At 44.7% G+C, this 21,074-nt stretch carries 20 protein-coding genes and 1 pseudogene; 15 read left to right on the top strand and 6 right to left on the bottom strand.

Translation table 11 applies throughout. From position 1 onward, the window contains the following. The first annotated feature begins 433 nt into the window (after window positions 1-433). Window positions 434-2,548, top strand: coding sequence for an ATP-binding protein (locus ACX0G7_RS08670; protein ID WP_458923052.1), 2,115 nt, complete (start codon window positions 434-436; stop codon window positions 2,546-2,548). Between the two features lie 255 nt (window positions 2,549-2,803). Here the strand turns inward: ACX0G7_RS08670 and ACX0G7_RS08665 are convergent, their stop codons facing one another. Together ACX0G7_RS08665 and ACX0G7_RS08660 are read right to left on the bottom strand one after the other, a co-directional pair. Then, the gene (locus ACX0G7_RS08665) at window positions 2,804-3,046 is read right to left on the bottom strand and encodes a hypothetical protein (RefSeq protein ID WP_458923051.1); all 243 of its coding nucleotides are present in this window, start codon (window positions 3,044-3,046) and stop codon (window positions 2,804-2,806) included. Window positions 3,047-3,072: 26 nt separating this feature from the next. Next, the gene (locus ACX0G7_RS08660) at window positions 3,073-3,309 is read right to left on the bottom strand and encodes a hypothetical protein (RefSeq protein WP_458923050.1); all 237 of its coding nucleotides are present in this window, start codon (window positions 3,307-3,309) and stop codon (window positions 3,073-3,075) included. A gap of 124 nt (window positions 3,310-3,433) precedes the next feature. Between ACX0G7_RS08660 and fabF the strand changes: the two genes are divergently transcribed. From fabF to ligD, 10 genes and pseudogenes are all read left to right on the top strand, one after another. Beyond that, window positions 3,434-4,684 carry a beta-ketoacyl-ACP synthase II gene (gene fabF / locus ACX0G7_RS08655; protein ID WP_458923049.1) on the top strand — a complete coding sequence of 417 codons (1,251 nt, stop codon included), beginning with the start codon at window positions 3,434-3,436 and terminating at the stop codon, window positions 4,682-4,684. Between the two features lies 1 nt (window position 4,685). Beyond that, window positions 4,686-5,156 (top strand): hypothetical protein, encoded by a 471-nt coding sequence (locus ACX0G7_RS08650; RefSeq protein WP_458923048.1) that lies wholly within the window; start codon window positions 4,686-4,688, stop codon window positions 5,154-5,156. 117 nt (window positions 5,157-5,273) lie between these two features. Further along, on the top strand, window positions 5,274-5,492 hold the full coding sequence (locus tag ACX0G7_RS08645; protein WP_458923047.1) for a hypothetical protein: 219 nt from the start codon (window positions 5,274-5,276) through the stop codon (window positions 5,490-5,492). 476 nt (window positions 5,493-5,968) lie between these two features. After that, window positions 5,969-8,374 (top strand): outer membrane beta-barrel protein, encoded by a 2,406-nt coding sequence (locus ACX0G7_RS08640; RefSeq protein ID WP_458923046.1) that lies wholly within the window; start codon window positions 5,969-5,971, stop codon window positions 8,372-8,374. A 214-nt stretch (window positions 8,375-8,588) separates the two neighbouring features. After that, window positions 8,589-8,813, top strand: coding sequence for a DUF5060 domain-containing protein (locus ACX0G7_RS08635; protein ID WP_458923117.1), 225 nt, complete (start codon window positions 8,589-8,591; stop codon window positions 8,811-8,813). A 14-nt stretch (window positions 8,814-8,827) separates the two neighbouring features. Continuing rightward, a pseudogene (locus ACX0G7_RS08630) lies at window positions 8,828-9,688 on the top strand (apiosidase-like domain-containing protein); the annotation flags it as partial. Next, entirely contained in the window at window positions 9,683-9,976 is a 294-nt protein-coding gene (locus ACX0G7_RS08625; RefSeq protein WP_458923116.1) for a DUF5605 domain-containing protein, read from the top strand. The pseudogene ACX0G7_RS08630 and the gene ACX0G7_RS08625, both read left to right, overlap by 6 nt. A gap of 81 nt (window positions 9,977-10,057) precedes the next feature. Beyond that, window positions 10,058-10,705: an MCP four helix bundle domain-containing protein gene (locus tag ACX0G7_RS08620; RefSeq protein WP_458923045.1), complete on the top strand. Its 648-nt coding sequence runs from the start codon at window positions 10,058-10,060 to the stop codon at window positions 10,703-10,705. A gap of 497 nt (window positions 10,706-11,202) precedes the next feature. Then, complete coding sequence (gene ypfJ / locus ACX0G7_RS08615; RefSeq protein WP_458923044.1) at window positions 11,203-12,042, top strand: KPN_02809 family neutral zinc metallopeptidase; 840 nt, start codon at window positions 11,203-11,205, stop codon at window positions 12,040-12,042. A 20-nt stretch (window positions 12,043-12,062) separates the two neighbouring features. Beyond that, entirely contained in the window at window positions 12,063-13,628 is a 1,566-nt protein-coding gene (ligD, locus tag ACX0G7_RS08610) for a non-homologous end-joining DNA ligase (RefSeq protein ID WP_458923043.1), read from the top strand. Window positions 13,629-13,806: 178 nt separating this feature from the next. Here the strand turns inward: ligD and ACX0G7_RS08605 are convergent, their stop codons facing one another. After that, window positions 13,807-14,772 carry an MBL fold metallo-hydrolase gene (locus tag ACX0G7_RS08605; RefSeq protein ID WP_458923042.1) on the bottom strand — a complete coding sequence of 322 codons (966 nt, stop codon included), beginning with the start codon at window positions 14,770-14,772 and terminating at the stop codon, window positions 13,807-13,809. Between the two features lie 19 nt (window positions 14,773-14,791). Beyond that, entirely contained in the window at window positions 14,792-15,466 is a 675-nt protein-coding gene (locus ACX0G7_RS08600) for a DUF6766 family protein (protein ID WP_458923041.1), read from the bottom strand. 119 nt (window positions 15,467-15,585) lie between these two features. Between ACX0G7_RS08600 and ACX0G7_RS08595 the strand changes: the two genes are divergently transcribed. Then, window positions 15,586-16,533 carry a TIGR03885 family FMN-dependent LLM class oxidoreductase gene (locus tag ACX0G7_RS08595; RefSeq protein ID WP_458923040.1) on the top strand — a complete coding sequence of 316 codons (948 nt, stop codon included), beginning with the start codon at window positions 15,586-15,588 and terminating at the stop codon, window positions 16,531-16,533. A gap of 30 nt (window positions 16,534-16,563) precedes the next feature. Here ACX0G7_RS08595 and ACX0G7_RS08590 read toward each other — a convergent pair whose 3' ends face one another. Further along, window positions 16,564-18,102 (bottom strand): FAD-dependent oxidoreductase, encoded by a 1,539-nt coding sequence (locus tag ACX0G7_RS08590; protein ID WP_458923039.1) that lies wholly within the window; start codon window positions 18,100-18,102, stop codon window positions 16,564-16,566. Window positions 18,103-18,260: 158 nt separating this feature from the next. On the opposite strand from ACX0G7_RS08590, the gene ACX0G7_RS08585 reads away from it, so the two are divergent. Further along, window positions 18,261-18,494 (top strand): hypothetical protein, encoded by a 234-nt coding sequence (locus ACX0G7_RS08585; RefSeq protein WP_458923038.1) that lies wholly within the window; start codon window positions 18,261-18,263, stop codon window positions 18,492-18,494. 28 nt (window positions 18,495-18,522) lie between these two features. Next, entirely contained in the window at window positions 18,523-19,392 is an 870-nt protein-coding gene (locus ACX0G7_RS08580; RefSeq protein WP_458923037.1) for an SDR family oxidoreductase, read from the top strand. A gap of 148 nt (window positions 19,393-19,540) precedes the next feature. Here the strand turns inward: ACX0G7_RS08580 and ACX0G7_RS08575 are convergent, their stop codons facing one another. After that, window positions 19,541-19,861: a hypothetical protein gene (locus tag ACX0G7_RS08575; protein ID WP_458923036.1), complete on the bottom strand. Its 321-nt coding sequence runs from the start codon at window positions 19,859-19,861 to the stop codon at window positions 19,541-19,543. A 569-nt stretch (window positions 19,862-20,430) separates the two neighbouring features. On the opposite strand from ACX0G7_RS08575, the gene ACX0G7_RS08570 reads away from it, so the two are divergent. After that, a complete protein-coding gene (locus ACX0G7_RS08570) occupies window positions 20,431-20,865 on the top strand; it encodes a response regulator (RefSeq protein ID WP_458923035.1) in 435 nt (144 codons plus the stop codon). Window positions 20,866-21,074: the final 209 nt, after the last annotated feature.

The following is a 21,074-nucleotide window of genomic DNA, read 5'->3' as shown; positions in this document are numbered from 1 at the left end:
AACCCGACAGCTTAGGTAATGGTTCCTGACTTATTGAGCCTGAATGTAATGAACAGCCGGTTGGAGATTTTCCGGCGGAGGATCAAAAGTAAAAGGTCTTTTCGAAAAAAACAAAATCTATCAGCGCTATCTCCCTTCCTTTCGCTTTTCCCGGGCAAAACGAGGATAAAATCGAATTTGCCCGTGGTCAGAAGAGCCACGTCCACTCAACATTGATAATGCGGTTGATAATTCCTGCCCTGCGAAATCACTATGATGTGATTGAAGTATCAATTAACCAGGCAAAGTGTGTAGCATAAATTACCCATATTTTGGCGTCTAAGACTTTTCTCCGGAGAACAGGATGATGTATTTGTCAAATCGGATTCGCTTAAAATATTTGGAGAGATCTGCCGTTTACAGACCTGTTACTTTCCAAATCCACTGGAACCAAATGACTTCCCTTCAAATTACTCCGCCCCGGGCAATAAGACTGCTGCTGATTGTTATTTTGGTCATCGCAGGCAGTGTCTTTACATTCTATAGTATAATTAAAGAATCCAAAGGAATTACCCGGACCTCATCATTTATCAATTTTGATTTCAGAAAAATAGACGCATATATCGGGGATAGTGTGACTTATTTCAGGGCCATCGATTCGCTTTATGGATTGATTCCCAATAAAGCCCAGGGCTTGTATGAAAACTATGCCTGCAAGCGGGGGTATTATAAGTTTGTGAAACGTGATGCAACAAAAACGTTGTTTTACACTGATAGTATGCTTGTTGTGCTCAATGAGCTGAAAGATGAACCCGGTTACCAGTTCTGGTATTCAACAGCCCTGGCTTATAAGGGTGATGATCTTCGGGCGCTTGGCAGATTCGGCGAAGCATTTGGATTTTATTTTCTCGCCAGGGAAGCGATTCAGCAAACAGGCGATAGTTGTTTGTACCGGAATTATAGTGCAACGCTGGGACTGGTTGCTTTCCAGCAATCAAACTTTGTTGATGCGGCTGAGTATTTCAAACAGGCTTTTCTCCACCCGGCTTATTGTGACGAAAAAGGAAATGGCAACACTGCCCACATGCAGTTTGCAACCGAGCAGTCTTACCTTGACAATATTGGTTTATGTTACTCCAGGCTTAATCAAAGCGATAGCGCCCTCTTTTATTTTGACCTCGCGCTTGATTACATCCGCAAGAACGCACAGCATGCCTTTGCATACGATAAGGAGTATAACCGGATCATCGATACCGTTTTTATCGAAAAGGCGAGGGGAGTAATTTTTGGGAATAAAGCAGTCGACCTTATCAGGAAGGGACGAATAGCAGAGGCTGAAACGCTGCTCAAGGAGAGTATACGGTTGAACAGCCTGCCGGCCCATGCCCTTGAAGATGTACCTTATAGCCAGGCCAAACTTTCAGGACTTTATCTCAGCCAGAAGAGGACCCGGGAAGCTGCCGCTGTATTAACAGCGCTTAAGGCCGGACTTGACAGCTTCCCAAACACCGAGGTATTAAAACGCTGGAACCATCTCCAGGCGAATTACTATCAGCAGGTCGGGGACCACGCCAGGGCCAATCAGCATCTTTCGCGATATGTGGTGATGAAGGATTCTATGGATGCCAAAGCTGAGGGTCTCACTTCATCCGATATCAGGAAAGAATTTGCACATCTGAAAACCCAATACCAGCTTTATAACCTTCAGAAGGAAGATGCTTTGAAAAACAAGTACTTATTCGTTGCCCTGGCCGGAGGTGGCCTGGCGGTGATCATAGGATTCCTCATTTGGCGGAATTATCGCCTGTCCGGAAAACATATCACGGCCCTGGAGAAGCTTAATCGCGAGGTGGAGCGAAAAAATATTCATCTCCAGAATACCCTTAACTCCCTGGAGAAAAGCCATGAGGACAACAGCCGGATGATGAAAATTGTGGCGCATGATCTGAGAAATCCAATTGGAGGAATCGCTGGCCTGAGCGCCATTATGCTTAAAACAGATGCTTTCCCGGAATCGCAGCGTGGGATGTTGGAAATGATCCATAAATCCAGTAATCATTCGATTGAGCTGATCCAGGACCTCGTTCACATAAACACTTCTGCCAGGGACCGGTTTGGTGAATCAATGGAACTCCGTGAACTCCTTTGTTACTGTATTGAAATGCTCCATTTGAAATCGGAAGAAAAAAATCAGCGTATATCCCTTACAGGTAGTACTGCCATGGTAAAGGGAGACCGCGATAAGTTGTGGCGCGTATTTAACAACCTGATCAGCAATGCGATAAAATTCAGTCCCGAAAATACTGAAATAAAGGTTACGCTTGATGTAATCGACAACCAGGTGGTTGTTTCTGTCAAAGACCGTGGTATCGGTATACCGGAAAATCTGAGCGCCAAGCTGTTTGATATATCGGGAGAGGCTAAGCGACGGGGAACCGCCGGTGAACCCTCATTCGGACTGGGTCTCGGTATCTCAAAACAAATCGTCGAATCCAGTAATGGGAGAATCTGGTTCGAAAATAACAAAACAAAGGGTGCTACTTTCTTTGTTTCCTTTCCTCTTGCTTAGTACGTGAGCTACATTGAAGCTACATGAATTCCAGGCTTCTGAATGGTATGATTATGGTATCTTGAGATCATAAAATAATCTACATGAACAAATTATTCAGAGCATTGATTGCAGGTTACGGTGCAAAAAAACTTGGTGGCGGTTGCCTTGGAACCGTGGTAGTTTTCATCATCATTTATTATGCACTCGGACAGTGTAACTAAACCCAGCACGTTCCCCGGTTAATGAACCTATGAGCAGGATCAGGTGTAAGCCTTAATCCTGTTTTTGATTTTTTTCGATGTGTTTCCCAACAAGGGCTGTCAACTCATCCGGCCGGTCCTCGTTGACGATCCACTTTCCCTGGTTAAAGGACATATTACCGAACGAGATATCATTTAATACAACATGAAAGGATGCAGGCATTCCATCACTGTGTTTTTTTGATGATGGGTTTACCCAGCCCTTATAGTCCAGACCGTTGTACTGGAATTGGATATCAAAAATGTTGTCTTCCATTGTCAAATATTTAGTCCGCTGAAAATTTAGTCATTAGCATTATCTACCCTGGCTAACTCACCTTCATCAAGGTCAGATGCCTCGGAACTGTCGGGTTGCATATCAGGATCGTTGTTGATATCCTCTCTGGCTTCTTCCGCTGCAACTTTGTTGAGGTCTTCAGCTTCGTTGCCTTTGACGCTGTTTTTATCAGGTTGTTGATCCATAACAAATCGTTTCAGCAGTAAATCAAAATTCAGGCCCAGTGGCAGTGTTTGAATCATTTTAATGCCATCAGATTAAGTATTTTCCCCGAAATAACCATGATGGTTTTGGGAGTGGATTGTATTAACTTCGCGCCTGAAAAAGCAGGCAACAGTATCACCAATATAATATGAAACTAGTATCATGAAAAGAGTTGTTATAACGGGTCTTGGTTGTATCACCCCTCTGGGCAATACCGTGAATGAATTTTGGCAAAGGATCCTGGCGGGTGAAAGTGGTGCCGGACTGATAACAAAATTTGATGCGTCGAAATTCAAAACAAGATTTGGATGTGAGGTGAAAAATTTCAATGCTGAAGAATATATAGATAAAAAGGAACTTAAGAAATATGACTTGTTTACGCAGTATGCTGTAGGAGCAAGTGATCAGGCTATCAGGGATTCAGGGATCGATTTTGCCGCTATGGATCTTATGGAAAGGGCAGAGGTCGGCGTGATATGGGCATCCGGTAACGGAGGCATCGGAACCTTTGAACAACAACTACGGGACTATCACCTCGGTGATGGTACACCTCGCTTCAATCCATATTTCATTCCAAAAATGATTGTAGATATAGCAGCAGGTGTTATTTCAATAAGGCACAAACTTCATGGTCCTAACTACTGTACAGTTTCGGCATGTGCTTCTTCCAATACAGCTATCATCGCTGCTTTTGATACTATCCGGCTGGGTAAGGCAAACATTATGATCGCCGGGGGATCGGAAGCTGCAATAACTCCTGCATCTGTGGGCGGATTCAACGCGGCACAGGCGCTATCCAAAAACAATGAAGATCCCATGGGCGCATCGCGGCCTTTTGATATTAACCGCGATGGATTTGTAATTGGTGAAGGTGCCGGGGCGCTGGTACTTGAGGATTATGATCATGCGGTTGCACGGGGCGCAAAAATTCATGCTGAGATGGTTGGTGGCGGAATGGCTGCAGATGCATATCACCTCACAGGTACCCCGCCCGACGGACTTGGTGCTTCCCTGGGTATCAGGAAAGCGCTGGCAGAAGCAGGTATCGAGCCTGAAAAAATCGATTACATCAACGCACACGCAACTTCTACACCCTTGGGTGATATCAGTGAGCTCAGGGGAATCCATCAAGTATTCGGCAACCTGCCATTGGTGATCAGCTCCACAAAATCAATGACGGGCCATCTGCTGGGTGGCGCCGGAGCCATCGAAAGCATCATCAGTATTTGCTCGGTTATGCATGACATGGTACCGGCCACTATTAATACCGTTACACTCGATCCGGAAATACCGGAAGGCCTCAATATACTCGTCGGCAAATCCATCAGCAAAAAAGTGGACTACGCGTTAAATAATACCTTTGGTTTTGGGGGGCACACAGCGACTGCAATTTTCAGGAAGTATAGTTCTTAAAATGTCAATCATCACTATCGTATTGTTCATTTATATTCTTCTGTATTTTGTGCTGGCCGCGCAGGCTGTTTTTTACAAATTATGTTTTACCCAGGTGTTCAGAAAAATCCCTGCGCAACACTTTATCAACATCCGCCAGCTCGCAGATCCTATACTCGAAACAAGGTTGCCTGTCATTTATTATAGCTGCCTGGTTGTTGGATTAATCTTTACCGGGTTTGCAATTTACCAGGGTTCGCTGCTCACCATTTGTTTCGCGGTCCTCGCATACGTTCTTCTGCTGGCCGATGTCCTTCTTGCAAAAAAGTACAATATTCCGATAAACTCCGAGATCCGCCAGCTCGTTAACCCCTCAGAACCTATCGCTGCACGGCTGCAGCATAACTGGATCCGGTGGATCGATATACGCGGCGGCTTTATACTCGCCGGATTTTTTGTACTGCTGTGTTACGCGGTGCTTTTTACACACTGACCTGTGTGTTACAAGGTCTTTACGACTGACCTTATAAAAATGAGGTTAGCTGCATAAAACCAGAGCGGTTTGACGGACAAACGAAATATTGTACTTTAAGGGACTAAACCGCACCAGATGAAAACAAAATTTTTCCTGAACCTGCTTGCCGTGCTGGGACTGGCAGCTTCACTGGTTACCTGTTACTTGTTTTATGATTATAACCGTAAGGTTGGGCTGAGCTCGGTCCTGGTGTGGGGTACAGCCCCGATGTTGCTGTTTGTGGTCATTACTTCGGTTCTGCAACTGAGAAAAAGTATCAGGTCGCAAAAACGCCGACAGAAAAAAGCAGTGTAATTTGGTCCCTGGTACCAGTCAGCGGAGACACTTGCCTCGAAAGCTCCCGCTGCCAGCAAACAGGTTTATGCTTACGGATAGCAATATTTTTCTATACTTCGTGGTTATACGAAAATTTCGACTCGTAATAATACTCAAATCGCAGACCGTAATTATTTGATTTTGCTTGTTTTATTATTATTCACTAACTTAAAGGATCAACAGCTACTAACCATCAGCGTTAGTTAACATCATTATCCCTTCCGTCCCTTTGATTTTTACTCACTCCCCCTTTTTTCAAACCGTTTCAGCCTTGCCTGTCAACAGCTGGTAAAGATATTTCCTGTGAAAAACACCGGGCCATCCCGAAATTTCGGGATGGCTTTCCTATTCTCCGGCAATCGTATCGATCACGAGGTGATTCAATCCATCCCGCCAATCCGCAGCTCATCACTTTTGGTATGGTGGGTTCACGATGAATGCAAATATTTGCGGCTATGAAAAAAACGGCCGTATCCATTTTGTTTATTTGTTTTCACCTGATTGTATTTTGCCAGAACCAGTCTCTGTATAAAGGACATATCAATTCAGATAATGTTCCTGTTCCTGGTGCAACCGTAGCTTTGCTTAAGCAGTCCGATTCAGCACTCATCAAATTATCAGTCAGTAACAATGAAGGCGCATTCGAGTTTCCGGGAATATCAACAGGGAATTACCTGCTTTTGGTAACTGCTGTTGGTTTTGATTCGCTCTATGTTGTGGCATCAGAAAATGAAAATATGGAGATCCGCTTAAACCGGAACCCGCAGGCATTAGGAGCTGTAACGATACTCGCAAAACGCCCGCTTGTAGAGGCAAGGCTGGACAAGATGATTGTGAATGTGGATGCTTCACCCTCCAATGCTGCTGCTACTGCCCTCGAACTCCTGGAAAAGTCGCCTGGTATCTCGGTAGATAAGGATGGCAATATCAGTCTGAAGGGTAAACAGGGAGTCATCGTCCTGATGGATGGGAAACAGACTTACCTGAGTGGCCAGGACCTTGCCAACATGCTGAGAAGCATGCCCGCAAGCCAGCTTGATCAGCTTGAAATTATAACGCAACCATCTGCCAAATTCGATGCTGCCGGCAATGCAGGTATACTGAACCTTAAAACGAAGAAGGCAAAAACTATGGGTTTTAATGGAAGCATAAATGTTGGTTATGTCCAGGGCAACTACCCCAAGTCGCCAAACAGTTTCAATTTCAATTATCGTAAGGGTAAAATAAACGTCTTCACAAGTGGTGGTTATACTTATTGGGAAGGTGATCAGCAGCAAACGCTGACCCGCAAATTTACACAGGGACAGGATACTTATGTATTCGACCAGGTCGGCAACTCCAAAAATAAGAGCAGTACCGTTAATGGAAGGGTAGGTATAGACTATAACGTTGACGCAAAAACGACGATCGGGATACTTGTTGGAGGCAGTTATAGCCTCAGGAAGTATTCTAACATAAGCATTGGTGATTTCTTTTATGAAAATTCAAATCTCACTGACTCAAGCATTCATGCTGTAAACGAAACCAGGAATCCATGGAAAAATGTGACCGCTAATGCGAATTTCAAAAGAACCCTGAACGGCAATGGCCGTGAGATAACTGCCGACATTGATTTTATCAGGTACAATTCGGCCCTTGAACAGTCAACTGACAACGAAGTGCTGTATCCTTACAACCCGGGGAACCCTTACCTGCTGAGAGCAGTGTTGCCTTCGGAGATCAATATTTTCAGTGGAAAGATTGACTATGTGCATCCATTGAACAATGAAACAAAACTTGAGGCAGGTGCAAAGATGAGTTATGTGAGCACGGATAATAATGCACCTTATGAAACATATGATGAGGCGTCAGGAAAGTGGGTTGATGATGTTCGTAAGGATCACTTCCAGTATGATGAACAGATTACTGCAGCATATCTGAACTTCAGCAGGCAGGTAAAAAAATGGGGTTTCCAGGCGGGCCTGCGTGGTGAACATACTCATTCTAAAGGGAGCCAGGTGTTAATCGGAAAAAGTATCTCCCGGGATTATTTCCAGCTTTTTCCAACGGCCTATATCAGTTATGCGATGAATGACAAAAACCAGTTTGGACTTAACTACGGCCGGCGGGTTGAACGACCCAATTACCAGGATCTGAATCCCTTCCAGCAATTCCTGGATCTTTATACCTACAACCAGGGAAATCCTTATCTCACTCCCCAGTTCACTAATAATATAGAGCTCTCGCACATCTTCAAAGGTAAACTGAGTACGACTGCTAACTATTCCTATACGACTGATATTATCAACGACATCCTGGTACAGAATGATGAAACCAAAGTGACCTACCAGACGAAACAAAATATAGCCACGAGGCGCAACGTTGGAATTGCAGTCAGCTATAATGCACAACTTACCAGCTGGTGGACAACAAGTTTATATGGCAACGTTTCCAACACCAGCTATAAAGGAATGGTGAACGGGGCGATGTTAAGTACAGATATCACCAATTACATGCTGAATTTCAACCAGCAATTTAAATTCGCAAAAACCTGGGGCGCAGAGATGAGTGGGTTTTATCAGAGCAAAACACTTGCAACCAGTATGTTTGTGATCGATCCAATGTATGTGATCTCATTTGGGTTCAGTAAACAGATCCTTAAATCTAAAGGGACGATAAAACTCAGCGTAGTGGATCCTTTCCGTTTGCAAAAAACTGATGTTTCAATCAATCATTCGAACATCAATATGATCGTCACAAACAGGTGGGATAACCGAAGAGTGGGGTTATCATTCAGTTACCGGTTCAGCAAGGGGCAGGCAGTTCAACAACGTCGTCGCACAAGTGGAGCGCAGGACGAACAAAGCCGTGCCGGTCAGTAAGCAGCAAGTTGGAATAACCATTGGATCAGTTTAACTTGTTGCTTTAATCACTATCTTCTTATGATACTGAGGATACCAACCTGGCCGCTGTTTATGCTATTCTTACTGGCATTATTTCCATTAGCGATAAATGCGCAGAAGATTGCCAACGTGGAAAAGTGGAGAATATTTGAAATTAAGCTGAGGGGCCAGCTTCAGGTACTCCTTTGCTGACATACCGTTTTATGCTGCGTTCAGCCATGGTGAGAAAAAAAAATCTGCTGATGGTTTTTATGACGGCGACGGAAATTATGTTGTCCGGTTCATGCCAACAGAAGAAGGAGAATGGAAGTACACGACTTACAGTCCCACCGAAGCATTAAATGGAACAACGGGTAGTTTCATCTGTACAAAACCAGTGAAAAATAATCATGGCCCTGTGAAGGTGAATGATGCGTAAATTTTGCCTATGCTGATGGGACGAGATACCTTCCTTGCGGAACTACCTGCTATGCCTGGCTGCACCAGGGTGATAGTCTTGCCCGCCTCACACTAAAAACCCTGTCGGGAGGATTTTTTAATAAGCTTCGAATGTGCGTGTTTCCAAAATGGTACGAATATAACCGCACTTCACCATCACTCTATCCGTTTGAGGGCCAGCCGGAGCAGGCGTGGGACTATACCAGGTTCAATCCCGCGTTCTTCAGGAACATCGAGAAAAGAGTGGCCGAACTCGACAGCATGGGAATACAGGCCGACATGATCTTATTCCATTCATATGATAAATGGGGCTATCAGAAAATGGGTGCGGCAAACGACGACCGGTATATAAGATACCTGGTGGCCCGTTTGTCTGCCTATAAAAATGTCTGGTGGAGTATTGCCAATGAATACGACCTGATGGAAGGTAAATCATCTGCAGACTGGGACAGGATCATTTCAGGAGTCTCTTCAAATGATCCTTATCGCCATCTGCTCAGCATTCACCAGGCTACAAGACTCTATGATCATTCACGTGCTTCCATCAGTCATGTAAGTATTCAGAATGAGGATACTCATCTTGGAGGCGCTATCAGGGCTAAATATAATAAACCGGTAGTCTATGATGAGTGCCGGTATGAAGGCAACATCAGGATTCCCTGGGGGAACATTAGAGCTGAAGAAATGTTGAACAAATTCTGGCGCGGATTTACCCGCTGCGGATATGTCGGTCATGGAGAAACCTATACCACTGAGAAACCGCTCCGGCCTTCTTCCGAATCAAACGATGTGTTATGGTGGTCCAAAGGTGGCGTCCTCAGGGGCAAAAGCCATACACGGATTAAGTTTATGCGTGACATATTCGAAGAAGCACCTGGCAGCCTCGTGCCTGCAGACATCACAAAACCTAAGGAAATGCCTTATGGAGCAATAGGTTTCAAGGACCAGTACTTTTTGCATTATTTTAATCTTGATCAACCGAGGAGCGCAGAATTGTCACTGCCCGATCGCAACTACAGCATTGAGCTGATAGATACCTGGAATATGACCGTAAAAAGGGTGGATGGTCAGTTCACCGGCACCTGTGTTGTTGAGTTGCCTCAAAAGCCCGGGATCGCGCTGAGAATAGTGCAGATAAAATAGCCCCCGGGCCCGGGAGAACCGTTCGTTTTAACTTTGTATATAGCCAATATTTATTAAATTAATAGGGCTAATTCAAAGCATATGTTTAAGCAAAATAGTAGGGGTGATCGCAGGAGGCATGTATTTTTCTTTTTTGCATTACTATGTTCAGTCATTTTACTGGAATATTCGACCCAAAGTCATTTTGATGATCTTGATCATCAGATGAGTTCATTGTACCGGGACCGTCTAATGCCCGCCAATTACCTGATGCGGCTCAATGACCAGCTTCATAAAAAGCAACGCTGGCAGATGGATCATGTGAGTGATAAGATCCCGGACAAGAATTTAAAGGTTTGCAACGACTCAATATCGGCACTCATCACGCTTTATCAGAAGACTTACCTGACCCAGGCAGAAGCAAAGCTGTGGTCGACCTTCAAAGATGATCTGAGGACTTATAATGCTGCGGAGGCAAACATGAGCTTTGCATCGGATCGTAGTTCGCTCCAACAAAAGATGCACAGCTCGTTTGATGAAGCTATTAACACTTTATCGAGCCTTTCGGAATTACAGACCCAGGAGGGATACAAACTTCAAAGACAGTCAAAAAGTATATTAAATGGGAACTTCCTTCAACACATGCTGGAAGTGTCACTGCTTTTCGTGATAGGGATCCTGGCCATTCAGTGGCTCCGCACCGACCGACCTGTTCTGGTCACAGGGCCAACTGCGCCTTCAGCGAATTGAACCCTTACTGAAAGCAGATCCTTTTTTTGTTCCTAACAATGTGATCAGCGAGGCGGATTGCGACGTCCGGCAACAACCGCTTGCCCATGGTTTATGATATGCGATCCCTCCTTCGTTAAGATGCCCGGCACAATAATGTTCATGGGTCCTATAACCTTCACTTCGTTCCATTTCCGTCCAGCGCTTATCCCACTCCGTTAGTGTGTTGTATGCCTGGATTGCTTTATAACACCTGGGTCATCATAATAAATCACTTATTGTTTTCCCTGCCTGGTAATCACCTTTTCAAAGTTCCGTATGCGGCCTGTTTTGTGTAGGATAACTGATCATTGCCGGTGAAAAACATCGTTCAAACGTACTGGTGGAAACATAAAATGTTCCGGTCCGATTGGCTCGCATAATATTTGCCATGTAAATTATCTGTGCAACTTTTATCTTTAACCCGGGTTGCCGGATACAACTTTATTAACCAACATTGAAAATTTAATCTTTTTATTATGAAATGGATAGGCAGACGCGAAAGCGGAAACGTTGAAGACAGGCGTGGCGGAGGTGGTGGCCGGATCGCAGCCGGTGGCGGCATCGGTGCGCTGGTACTTGCGGCGATAGTTTATCTTCTTGGAGGTGACCCCAGCCAGGTTTTACCCCCTGAAAACTCCGCTCCGCAGGAGCAATCTCCGGCACAGGCTGGCGAAGAGGATCAGCTTGCGAAGTATCTCGGTGTGACGCTTGCAGACACGGAAGATGTCTGGGATTCATTGTTTGCTGCTAATGGTAAAAGATACGCTAAGCCCGGACTTGTGCTGTTTTCGGGCCGGGATCAGTCTGGATGTGGACCTGCAGATGCCGGTATGGGACCTTTCTATTGCCCGGCAGATGGAAAAATTTATATAGACCTCTCATTTGTGCAGGAATTGCAGGGCAGGTTTGGTGCCAAGGAGGGCGATTTTCCAATTGCATATGTGCTTGCACACGAAGTAGGCCACCATGTTCAAAATCTGCTCGGTGTTACGGAACAGTCTGCAAGGCTGAGACAACAACTTAGCAGCTCGGAATACAATAAAGTGAGTATCCAGATAGAGTTACAGGCAGATTTTTACGCCGGAATCTGGGCGCATTATAATGACAAAATGAAGCAGGTACTTGAGCCGGGCGACATTGAGGAAGCACTAAGCGCTGCAGCAGCTGTCGGGGATGACAAGATCCAGGAAAAAACACAGGGTTCTGTTCGGCCTGACTTGTTTACACATGGTACTGCTGCACAACGGATGGAATGGTTCAAGAAGGGCTATAGCTCAGGTGATCTTTCCCAGGGCCAGATTTCTTTGGGAAATTAACCGATAATAAAAAACGTTCCATGGGCCTAGCAACCTATCGCACTAAAAGGAGCTTCAACAAAACGCCCGAGCCAACGGGTGGCAAACCAGGTAATGAAGACCTGATCTTTGTAATTCAAAAACACGACGCCTCTCATCTTCATTATGACTTCCGCCTGGAGATGGAGGGCGTGTTAAAAAGTTGGGCTGTACCAAAGGGTCCATCCAACGATCCCTCTGTTAAACGGCTTGCCATGATGGTTGAGGACCATCCGTTCGACTATCGGAACTTTGAGGGAATAATACCAAAAGGCCAGTATGGGGGTGGAACGGTGATTGTCTGGGACCAGGGAACCTATCTACCCGCAGAAGGCAAATTCCAATCAAAAAAGGAAAGGGAAAAAAATCTGTTGTCCCAGCTCCATAAGGGCAAGGTTGTGGTCAGATTAAAGGGAAAAAAACTTAAAGGGGATTTTGCGCTTGTCAAATCATCTTACCAGGGTGAAAACAGCTGGTTACTGATGAAGGTGCAGGATAAGTATGCGGGAACAAACGATATATTAGTGAAAGATAAGTCGGTGATCTCGGGGAAGACTATAGCGGCTATGGAGAAAGATCCCGACAAAGTGTATGGGCAGAGTTCTTACGCCACCAGGGGTGGGCAGGCCAGGACCAAAACATTTCTTGAAACTGGCGAAAAAAATACAGTGAAAAAAGTGAATGGTAAGGAACTAAAATTCACCAATCTCGACAAGATCTACTGGCCGAAAGAAAAAATCACTAAGCGTGATGTCCTGAATTATTACAAGTCAGTGGCTACCTATATGATGCCTTATCTCAAAGACAGGCCACAGTCGTTGAATCGTCACCCTAATGGGATAGAGGGAGAGAGTTTTTACCAGAAAAACATCGCCGGAAAATTTCCTTCCTGGATCAAAACGCACGATTATAAAAACACTTCGAAAGAAGGCCAGAAGAAATTTTTTGTTTGTTCTGATGAAGCAAGCCTTTTGTACCTGGCCAACCTCGGTTGCATCGAAATAAATCCCTGGCACAGCCGGGTAACCAATCCTGATAACCCGGATTTCTGTATTATAGATCTTGATCCCGACACCAATAGATTCGAACAGGTGATAGAGGCGGCAATAACCGTTAAAGGAGTGCTTGACAGCATTAAGGTACCTTCTTATCCAAAAACTTCAGGCTCAACCGGCATTCATATCTATATACCCCTCGGCGCTAAATATGATTATGAGCAATCAAAAATGCTTGCTGAACTTGTGGTGACATTGGTGCACCGTGAGATACCGGACTTTACCAGCCTTGAAAGAAGCCCGCCGAAACGAAAGGGTAAGATCTATCTTGATTTCCTACAGAACCGTTCCATCCAGACTATAGCGGCTCCTTACTCGATCAGGCCCAAACCGGGCGCTACTGTGTCCATGCCTGTGACCTGGGATGAATTACAAAACGGATTATCCATTTCGGATTTCACTATTTACAACGCCATAGACCGGATCAAAGATAAAGGCGACATTTTCAAGCCGGTGCTCGGTAAGGGTATTGTACTCGAGAAAGTGCTTGCAAACCTTGAGAGTTTATCTTAGGCAATGGGACAAAGCATTACATTGAAATTCATTTCAACGTTCCTCATTTTACCTTCAGCAACTGTGCTTAAATACAAGGCAGGTGCCGACCATCGCTGCCGGAATGTCCCGGCGGCCTGTGCCAGCACCTGCCTTAGGTTACTTATGATTGTCTTGCATTACTAATCCTGATATGTCTTTAATAATTCCGGCGACTCCTCGCATACCTCGCAATGCTGAATGACAGCAGACCTGTAAGAATTATCCCGCCGGCAATCATCCAGTTTTTATAGGAGACTGCTGATTTTTGTGGCAGGTACAATACCCCAGATGCATCCGTTATAGCTGGCTCATTTACATATCTGCCTTGTTCAGGTAATGCCTGAGTTTTGAAATTTTTGGCAAGGTTTTTCAGTTGGTCGGTCATCTCGTTACCACCAAGGGGTTTTCCGTGTCCTGTAGCTGCGATCCGCGGTTCTAATGCAACTAGTTTCCTAAGGGACTCTTCAGCCGATTCCCAATCGCAGGTAAAGTACATCGGAGGACCTGAAACCCTTATTTTCTGCGTAATCGTAGAGATCAGTGATTCGGGCTTTGTGGTTACAAATGCGTCACCGGCTATAAGTACCTTGTCGTCCTGTCTGAACAAGCTAATATGACCTGGTGAATGGCCGGGAGTGTGTATGTATTTCCATTCCTGTAGAAAGGGAACTTCGTCATTCTCGGGTAAAGCGGTAAGGAAAGTGCTGATGTCAATAGGTTCACTGCGGTAAAATTTCGACATCGCTGACATTAATCCACCACCAACACTGGGGTCGGGCGGGGGATAAGCACTGATCCCTGAAAGGTATGGGAACTCAAGATAATGAGCGTACACCTGTGTTTTCCATTCACGGGCAAGGCTTTCTACAGATCCGGTATGATCGAAATGACCATGAGTGAGGATGATCGCTTTTGGCTTACGATCACCGAAAAGCTCTGTAGCCATCTGGAGGATTTTTGACCGCGAGGATTTTAGTCCTGCATCTATCAGAACCCAGTCGCCCGATGACTTGTCCTGTACCATATAGAAATTGACAAAAATATCTTTCATTCCCCAAACTCCCGGAGCTACCTCAAAATAATCACGTTGTTGCACGGTTTCTTTTTGTTCAGTCTTTATCATAGTTATTAATTTTTGAAGTTTATTTACCTGTTTCCGAATATGGTGCATCTACGGGTTTAGATTCAGGTGAGCCTTTTTGTCTTAACCAGATTGACAGCAGTACAATTGATGCGACAGCGAGGAATTCACTTTGCCAGTTTTGGAAAGACTCAAACCAAAATTTAGAATTAGAGATGAACTGAGTCCAGCGTTCCTGCGGCAGGCCTTTCTGTAACTGTTGTTCATTGTAATCTTCCAGGCTTCCATAAAAGTGAAAAATGAATGATACCAGGAATAACAGAATAAAGGCAAGACTCAGGGAATTCTGATACAGCTTTAACCACGCTCCGCCCCTTTTTACGGGCCATGGTGCATTTTCGTGGGGGACAGGTTCGCGGTCCACCTCTTCACGTTCGTCCAGCTTTTTTGATTCTGATGAACCCTGCTGACGAAGTGATACAGTAAACAACACATAAAGCGCCATCTGTAAAAATTCACTTTCCCAATTCTCGAAAGTTGCCTGCACAAAATGGCCGGTTTTAAGATAAGCGGTGAATTGAATTTCCTGATACCCGTTTTCTTTTCTTTCATTGTTATATTCTTTCCACCCGGTATATGCCTGGGCACAAAGAAAAATGACCATCAATGACAGGACCACAATACTCAGGCTGTTCTTTTTCCAGAATGAGTTTGAATCCTTTGATGCGTTGGTCATATTGATGGAAAGTTGATTAAGTTATTGCAACAACCTTGAGTACCAGTTTTATGCCATCAGCTCAATAACGGGAACAGGAATTGTAAGTGAGAAGGAACAATAATTGTAAATGAAATAGCATGATTGCATATCACGCTTCGCACGAGCAGTTTGCTCCATCCCGTTTATTGAAACTTGCCCAGGCTGCAGAGGCAGCTGGCTTTGACGCAATACACTCATCTGATCACTTCCATCCATGGAGCACAAGACAGGGACAGAGTGGGTTTGCATTCAGCTGGGTTGCTGCAGCGCTGCAGGCAACCAGCTTACCGGTAAGTATGGTTTGTGCTCCGGGTCAGCGTTATCACCCGGCCATCGTTGCGCAGGCAATGGCAACGCTTGCTGAGATGTTTCCAGGCAGGTATTCTGTTGAATTGGGAAGCGGGGAGGCATTAAACGAAATGATCACCGGCACACCATGGCCTGCAAAACAAATCCGGAACGAGCGCCTCAGAGAGTCAGCAGATGTTATTCGTAAACTGCTCCAGGGCGAGCGGGTCACTTATCATGGTCATATCAATGTGAAGAATGCAAAACTTTATTCCTTACCTGAAATGAAGCCCATGATATTCTGCGCGGCCATTTCCGAACAAACTGCTTCGTGGGCAGGTGGATGGGCAGATGGTCTGTTAACTACTGCAGGTGAGTTAGCGGAGGTGAAAACAAAGAGGGAAAAATTTGAAAAGGGAGGAGGGGTTGGTAAACCGGTGCACCTTCAGTTTTCATTTTCTTATCACCCGGATAAAGAGGCGGCAATTGATAGTGCGTATGAACAGTGGAGATCAAACCTGGTGGGTACTCAGAAGCTGGGAGATTTGTCAACACCTGAGCAATTTGACGATGCGACTGCGAAGGTTACACGTGAAGAGGTAGCTGAAAAAGTACCCATTTACACAGATATCAGGGGCATATTGGAGCATGCGCAACAATATCTTGACAGTGGCTTCCAGATGGTAACCCTCCATAATGTGAATACTTACCAGGAAAAATTCGTGGAAGATTTCGGAAAGGTTTATCAACGTTCCTGATAAGCCACATGGCTTACCAGGAACGGGATTTTATTTCTTCTGCAGGACCTGTTGAAGATTCACTTGTTCCAGGTCTGCCGCTGGAGGTCCGGTCAATACTCTTCCCCTGCAGTCAAATCTTCCGCCGTGGCAGGGACAGTCCCAGGATTTTTCAGCGGTGTTCCATTTCACATCACATTTCATATGTGTGCAGATTGGATTAACTGCAAACAGTTCCCCAGTTTCAGATTTATAGATGCCAAGTTTTTTACCCTCGTATGAAACCAGTTTTCCTTCCCCGTAGGCAAGTCCGCTTAACTCTTCCAGTTTTTCAGCATGAAAGAGTTTACCAAGAAACTCTTTGCTAACATCGGCATTGTGCCTGATAAAGTTTGTGAAACCAGCTACCGGCTTTAAACGCCCGGGTTTGAACAAATCATTGTAATCATTTTTTCTGTCGGTAAGCATATCAGTTAAAACGCGTGCCGCTACATGGCTGTAAACCATGCCATTTCCTCCAAAACCGGTCGCCACAAGCACTCTGTCGCTGTGCTGCGGAAGATGACCAATATATGGTAACCCATCTGTTGGTTCGAAATATTGGGATGACCATTGATGCGTCAGGAGGAAGTCCGGAAACAGCGTTTTTATCTTTGCTTCAAGTTGAAGGTAATTACGAAACGTGTTTTCTTCATGACCGGTTTTGTGATCCTTACCGCCCACTATCAGGAACTTCTCACCATTGATAACCTGGGTGCGATAATAAAAGTACGGGTCATACATATCATAGATGAGATCATCGGGATAATGCTCATGCGAGAGTTTACCCGCCATTGCATAGCTTCTGTATGGTGCACAGCGCAGATGAAGCAGATTTATACCGATAGGAATATGTGTTGCATAGATCAGGCGGTGCGCCTTAAAAGTGACTATGGATGTTTCTACTTCTAAGTTTTCATTCTCATTAACTCCTACCACCCGGCAATGTTGAACGATACATCCGCCTCCATTTTCAAATGCAGCCGCAAGTGCAAGTGAGTATTTCAGGGGATGAAATTTTGCCTGGCCTTCAACTCTTATGGCCGAGCTAAATGAAGCAGGTATTGGAATCGTGTCCGTATACCTGATAGTGAGCCCGGCTTCCACGGATGCTTCGACTATATCCTTAAGTTCCTTATCCTGCTCCTCGTTTTCCGCGTACAGGTAGGCAGCTGCATCTTCAAATTCACAATCAATTCCATGGTCAGCGATGTTTTTTCTGACCAGATCAATCGCCTCCGCTGTTGCCTGTGCCACCAACTTCGCAGCGTCCTTGCTGAAGTTTTTTGTGATGGTGGTGTATGGAGTATCTAATAAGGTATTTAAATGAGCCGTGGTTCCACCGGTGGTTCCATAACATAAATTTTCCGCTTCAATGAGGAGACAATTTTTTCCCGCCTGTTGCAATAACAGGGCAGTCGTTAACCCGGTAATCCCGCCTCCAACGATTATTACATCATAAATCTCGCTGACAGATGCGGTTTTCACGCTTTCATATGGTTCGGCTGAATCCTGCCATAAACTGTTGAGTAAGGTATCCCGTGCAATCATTATTGAAAAATTAATAGGTGAACTGAAGGCGATAAACTAACTGGTAGCTGGTCTCACTAACGGGTAGCTGGTCTCAAAGCTTGTGCCAGCGAGTATTATCGTAACCCAGTGCCGGCCTGGCCGGGGCACATGAATTGTGTAACTCCTGTAAACAATTTATGAAACAACTTAGTCTTGAAAAGGAAAAGATCCTCGTGAGTTATACCGGTGACAGCATGCCTGAGTCCGTTAGGAATTTCATGCCAGATGTATACAGGGATGGTGAAAGTTATACGTGCATCTCTGGTACGGGATCCAATGCCATTACCGGCCAGGGAGCCACCATAGAAGATGCCATGAAAGATTGGGATAACGCATACCGCTCCCGTCAGGAGACCCAGAGACAGGGTTAAGCATTTTAAAACAAATAAAAATATAACCATGGAAACAGCAGAAAAGAAAATTCCCAAAGACATTCCACCTCAAAAACAGGATAAGCAGCCTGGTGTGGAAAGTGAGATGGATCCTCAACCTATCTACGATAATGGAAAGCCTGGCCTGGGCAGGCTGGAAGGCAAGGTAGCCATTATAACCGGAGGTGATAGTGGGATAGGTCGTGCGGTGGCTGTAAGTTATGCAAAGGAAGGTGCTGATGTGGTAATTGCCTATCTCGATGAACATGGTGATGCTGAACAAACAGCTGCTGACGTACGGAAGTACGGTAAGGAAGCACTGCTTATAGCCACTGATGTTTCTGACGAAAAGAATTGCGAAATGATTGTAAAGAAAACGTTAGAGAAATTTAATCGGATAGATATCCTTGTTAACAATGCAGCGGTTCAGTTCGTGCAGAAAAGTATCGAAGACATCACCGCTGAGCAGCTTCAGAAGACATTCAGTACAAATATTTTTGGATATTTCTACATGGCAAAATTTGTAACTCCGCATTTAAAAAAAGGGGCTACAATCATCAATACAGCTTCCGTTACTGCCTTCAAAGGGAACGAAACGCTGATGGATTATGCTTCTACCAAAGGTGCTATTGTTGCATTCACCAGGAGTTTTTCCCAGTCTATCGTTGATAAGGGTATCCGTGTTAACGCCGTTGCACCCGGACCGGTGTGGACGCCCCTGATCCCAGCATCATTCGATGCCGAAAAAGTAGGCAAATTTGGCGAGGACGTGGCAATGGGAAGGCCAGCCCAACCGTTCGAGATTGCAGGAAGTTATGTATTCCTGGCTACAGATGAAAGTGCCTTCATCACAGGCCAGACCCTGCACCCAAATGGAGGATCTATAGTAAACACATAGCCGATCGCGGTTGGACCATTAATTATTGTAATATGCTAAAATTAAAAAAGCGAAGATAAACTTCGCTTTTTTTTTGATCCGGGGACCATTATATCTATGGTTAGAGTAAATACACCTTTTGACATTAATTATATTCAGACATCTTCAGTTAATAGGGTGTCAGCAACCTGAAATCAGTAACAAACCCGAAGTCATGATCTCTTCCTTCCCGGCCAAGTTCCTTTTTTAACTCTTTTGCGATCGTAAGTAAAAGCTCACTCCCCTCGCTCCATTTGCCCGCTTCCGGCAGAGCAATATATCCATCATACTCATTGATGATGTTGCAGTTGCTTTTGTGTAACAAGGCATCCAATCGCTGATTCATTATTCGAATCTTGTAATACTTTTTGTTATTAATGGTCTGCCTTCGAATAATGGCAAAATATTCTTTTCCGTTAAATGTAAATCCGACATTAATACAACGCTCCATGATTAACAGGTTAGTTCACAATATCATTGCAGGTTTCTTTTTCCCTTAGAATTCTCACTTACTTCCCGCTTACTTTCCTGTGTCGGGAAGCTTCGTTGTTCTTTGCACATAATTGATTTTTCTTTCCGCATAGCTCAAGTGGTGCCGCAAACGCCCTGTAGACAGGGTCTCGCGCAGGAACATACGATGCAGAACTAAGTCGGACTGTCGAATCTATACCCCGAAGAAACAGAAAAGAAAAGTTGCTAAAATGAGATTATGTAAGGACAGGAAAGAAACAAATACCTGGACAGTAAAAATACGCATTATATTTAAAAAAAGAAAAGGAATATCTATTAGCAATAAAATTTTACAGTAATTTTGAATCACAGACGACCACTTCTCCGGCTTGTACATACATATCTTATAATCCGTTTCTCATTCTTTTTTTGTTTTAATGATTGCTGTCACATCCACGCAGGCTATTAAGAAAGCCGATTTTATAAAAGGAACTTGCCCATAAACCCGTTTAAACGGACCGCAAAATGAAGACCTTATTAAACGAACGCCTTATCACAAAATGAACGCATATGTGTAAGCACTTTTTTTTGATCGACGATGATGAAGATGAGCTAGAGATTTTCATGGAGGCGCTTTCTAAGTTGCATGTCCATTGCAAGTGTACATACGCGCAAAGTGCGGAGCAGGCCCTGGAAATTCTTAACTACCTGAAACCTGATGTTATTTTCGTAGATATCAATATGCCCAAAATAGACGGCTTTGAGTGCGTCAGGAGAATTCGTGCCAAAGATGGTCACGCGGACACCCGGATTGTTATCTATTCTAACGGGGTGAACGAAGTGAGTACCGAGGAGACACGTAGCTGGGGTGCCAACTCTTGTGTTAAGAAAACGAATAGTGTTGCGGACCTCGTATCAGCCATGCGTGCAATGCTTAGCGCTGAACCTGCTTCAAATATCGGTACTGTCGCTGTTTCCAATGCAAAGGAGCGGTCCTCAAACTGAACTATTACGCGTGTTGCTGATAACTCTCCTTAACCTGTCCAATACATATTCAAGCCCCGGATCCTCCAGCCAGTTTACAGTAACATGCAGATCAGTATTCATCGGGCGCCGACGTTGCGGTTCTCCGTCCATACTTATTATAATTCCACGGGTATGCATAGCCGACGCTATATGTGATACCCCGGCCCCTTGTGGGAGCTCAGGGGTCT

It is taken from the genome of Flavitalea antarctica (assembly GCF_054461535.1).
The sequence above is the reverse complement of the archived record's forward strand: the minus strand, read 5'-3'. Positions and strand labels throughout refer to the sequence as shown.

Bases quoted from the DNA above. Each gene is read 5' to 3' on its own strand.
- ACX0G7_RS08595 (WP_458923040.1), top strand. From the start codon at position 15,586: ATGATTGCATATCACGCTTCGCACGAGCAGTTTGCTCCATCCCGTTTA.
- ACX0G7_RS08665 (WP_458923051.1), bottom strand. From the start codon at position 3,046: ATGGAAGACAACATTTTTGATATCCAATTCCAGTACAACGGTCTGGAC.
- ACX0G7_RS08590 (WP_458923039.1), bottom strand. From the start codon at position 18,102: ATGATTGCACGGGATACCTTACTCAACAGTTTATGGCAGGATTCAGCC.
- ACX0G7_RS08605 (WP_458923042.1), bottom strand. From the start codon at position 14,772: ATGATAAAGACTGAACAAAAAGAAACCGTGCAACAACGTGATTATTTT.
- ACX0G7_RS08570 (WP_458923035.1), top strand. From the start codon at position 20,431: ATGTGTAAGCACTTTTTTTTGATCGACGATGATGAAGATGAGCTAGAG.
- ligD (WP_458923043.1), top strand. From the start codon at position 12,063: ATGGGCCTAGCAACCTATCGCACTAAAAGGAGCTTCAACAAAACGCCC.
- ACX0G7_RS08580 (WP_458923037.1), top strand. From the start codon at position 18,523: ATGGAAACAGCAGAAAAGAAAATTCCCAAAGACATTCCACCTCAAAAA.
- ACX0G7_RS08625 (WP_458923116.1), top strand. From the start codon at position 9,683: ATGCGTGACATATTCGAAGAAGCACCTGGCAGCCTCGTGCCTGCAGAC.
- ACX0G7_RS08650 (WP_458923048.1), top strand. From the start codon at position 4,686: ATGTCAATCATCACTATCGTATTGTTCATTTATATTCTTCTGTATTTT.
- ACX0G7_RS08600 (WP_458923041.1), bottom strand. From the start codon at position 15,466: ATGACCAACGCATCAAAGGATTCAAACTCATTCTGGAAAAAGAACAGC.
- ACX0G7_RS08575 (WP_458923036.1), bottom strand. From the start codon at position 19,861: ATGGAGCGTTGTATTAATGTCGGATTTACATTTAACGGAAAAGAATAT.
- ACX0G7_RS08645 (WP_458923047.1), top strand. From the start codon at position 5,274: ATGAAAACAAAATTTTTCCTGAACCTGCTTGCCGTGCTGGGACTGGCA.
- ACX0G7_RS08585 (WP_458923038.1), top strand. From the start codon at position 18,261: ATGAAACAACTTAGTCTTGAAAAGGAAAAGATCCTCGTGAGTTATACC.
- ACX0G7_RS08660 (WP_458923050.1), bottom strand. From the start codon at position 3,309: ATGATTCAAACACTGCCACTGGGCCTGAATTTTGATTTACTGCTGAAA.
- fabF (WP_458923049.1), top strand. From the start codon at position 3,434: ATGAAAAGAGTTGTTATAACGGGTCTTGGTTGTATCACCCCTCTGGGC.
- ACX0G7_RS08620 (WP_458923045.1), top strand. From the start codon at position 10,058: ATGTTTAAGCAAAATAGTAGGGGTGATCGCAGGAGGCATGTATTTTTC.
- ACX0G7_RS08640 (WP_458923046.1), top strand. From the start codon at position 5,969: ATGAAAAAAACGGCCGTATCCATTTTGTTTATTTGTTTTCACCTGATT.
- ypfJ (WP_458923044.1), top strand. From the start codon at position 11,203: ATGAAATGGATAGGCAGACGCGAAAGCGGAAACGTTGAAGACAGGCGT.
- ACX0G7_RS08670 (WP_458923052.1), top strand. From the start codon at position 434: ATGACTTCCCTTCAAATTACTCCGCCCCGGGCAATAAGACTGCTGCTG.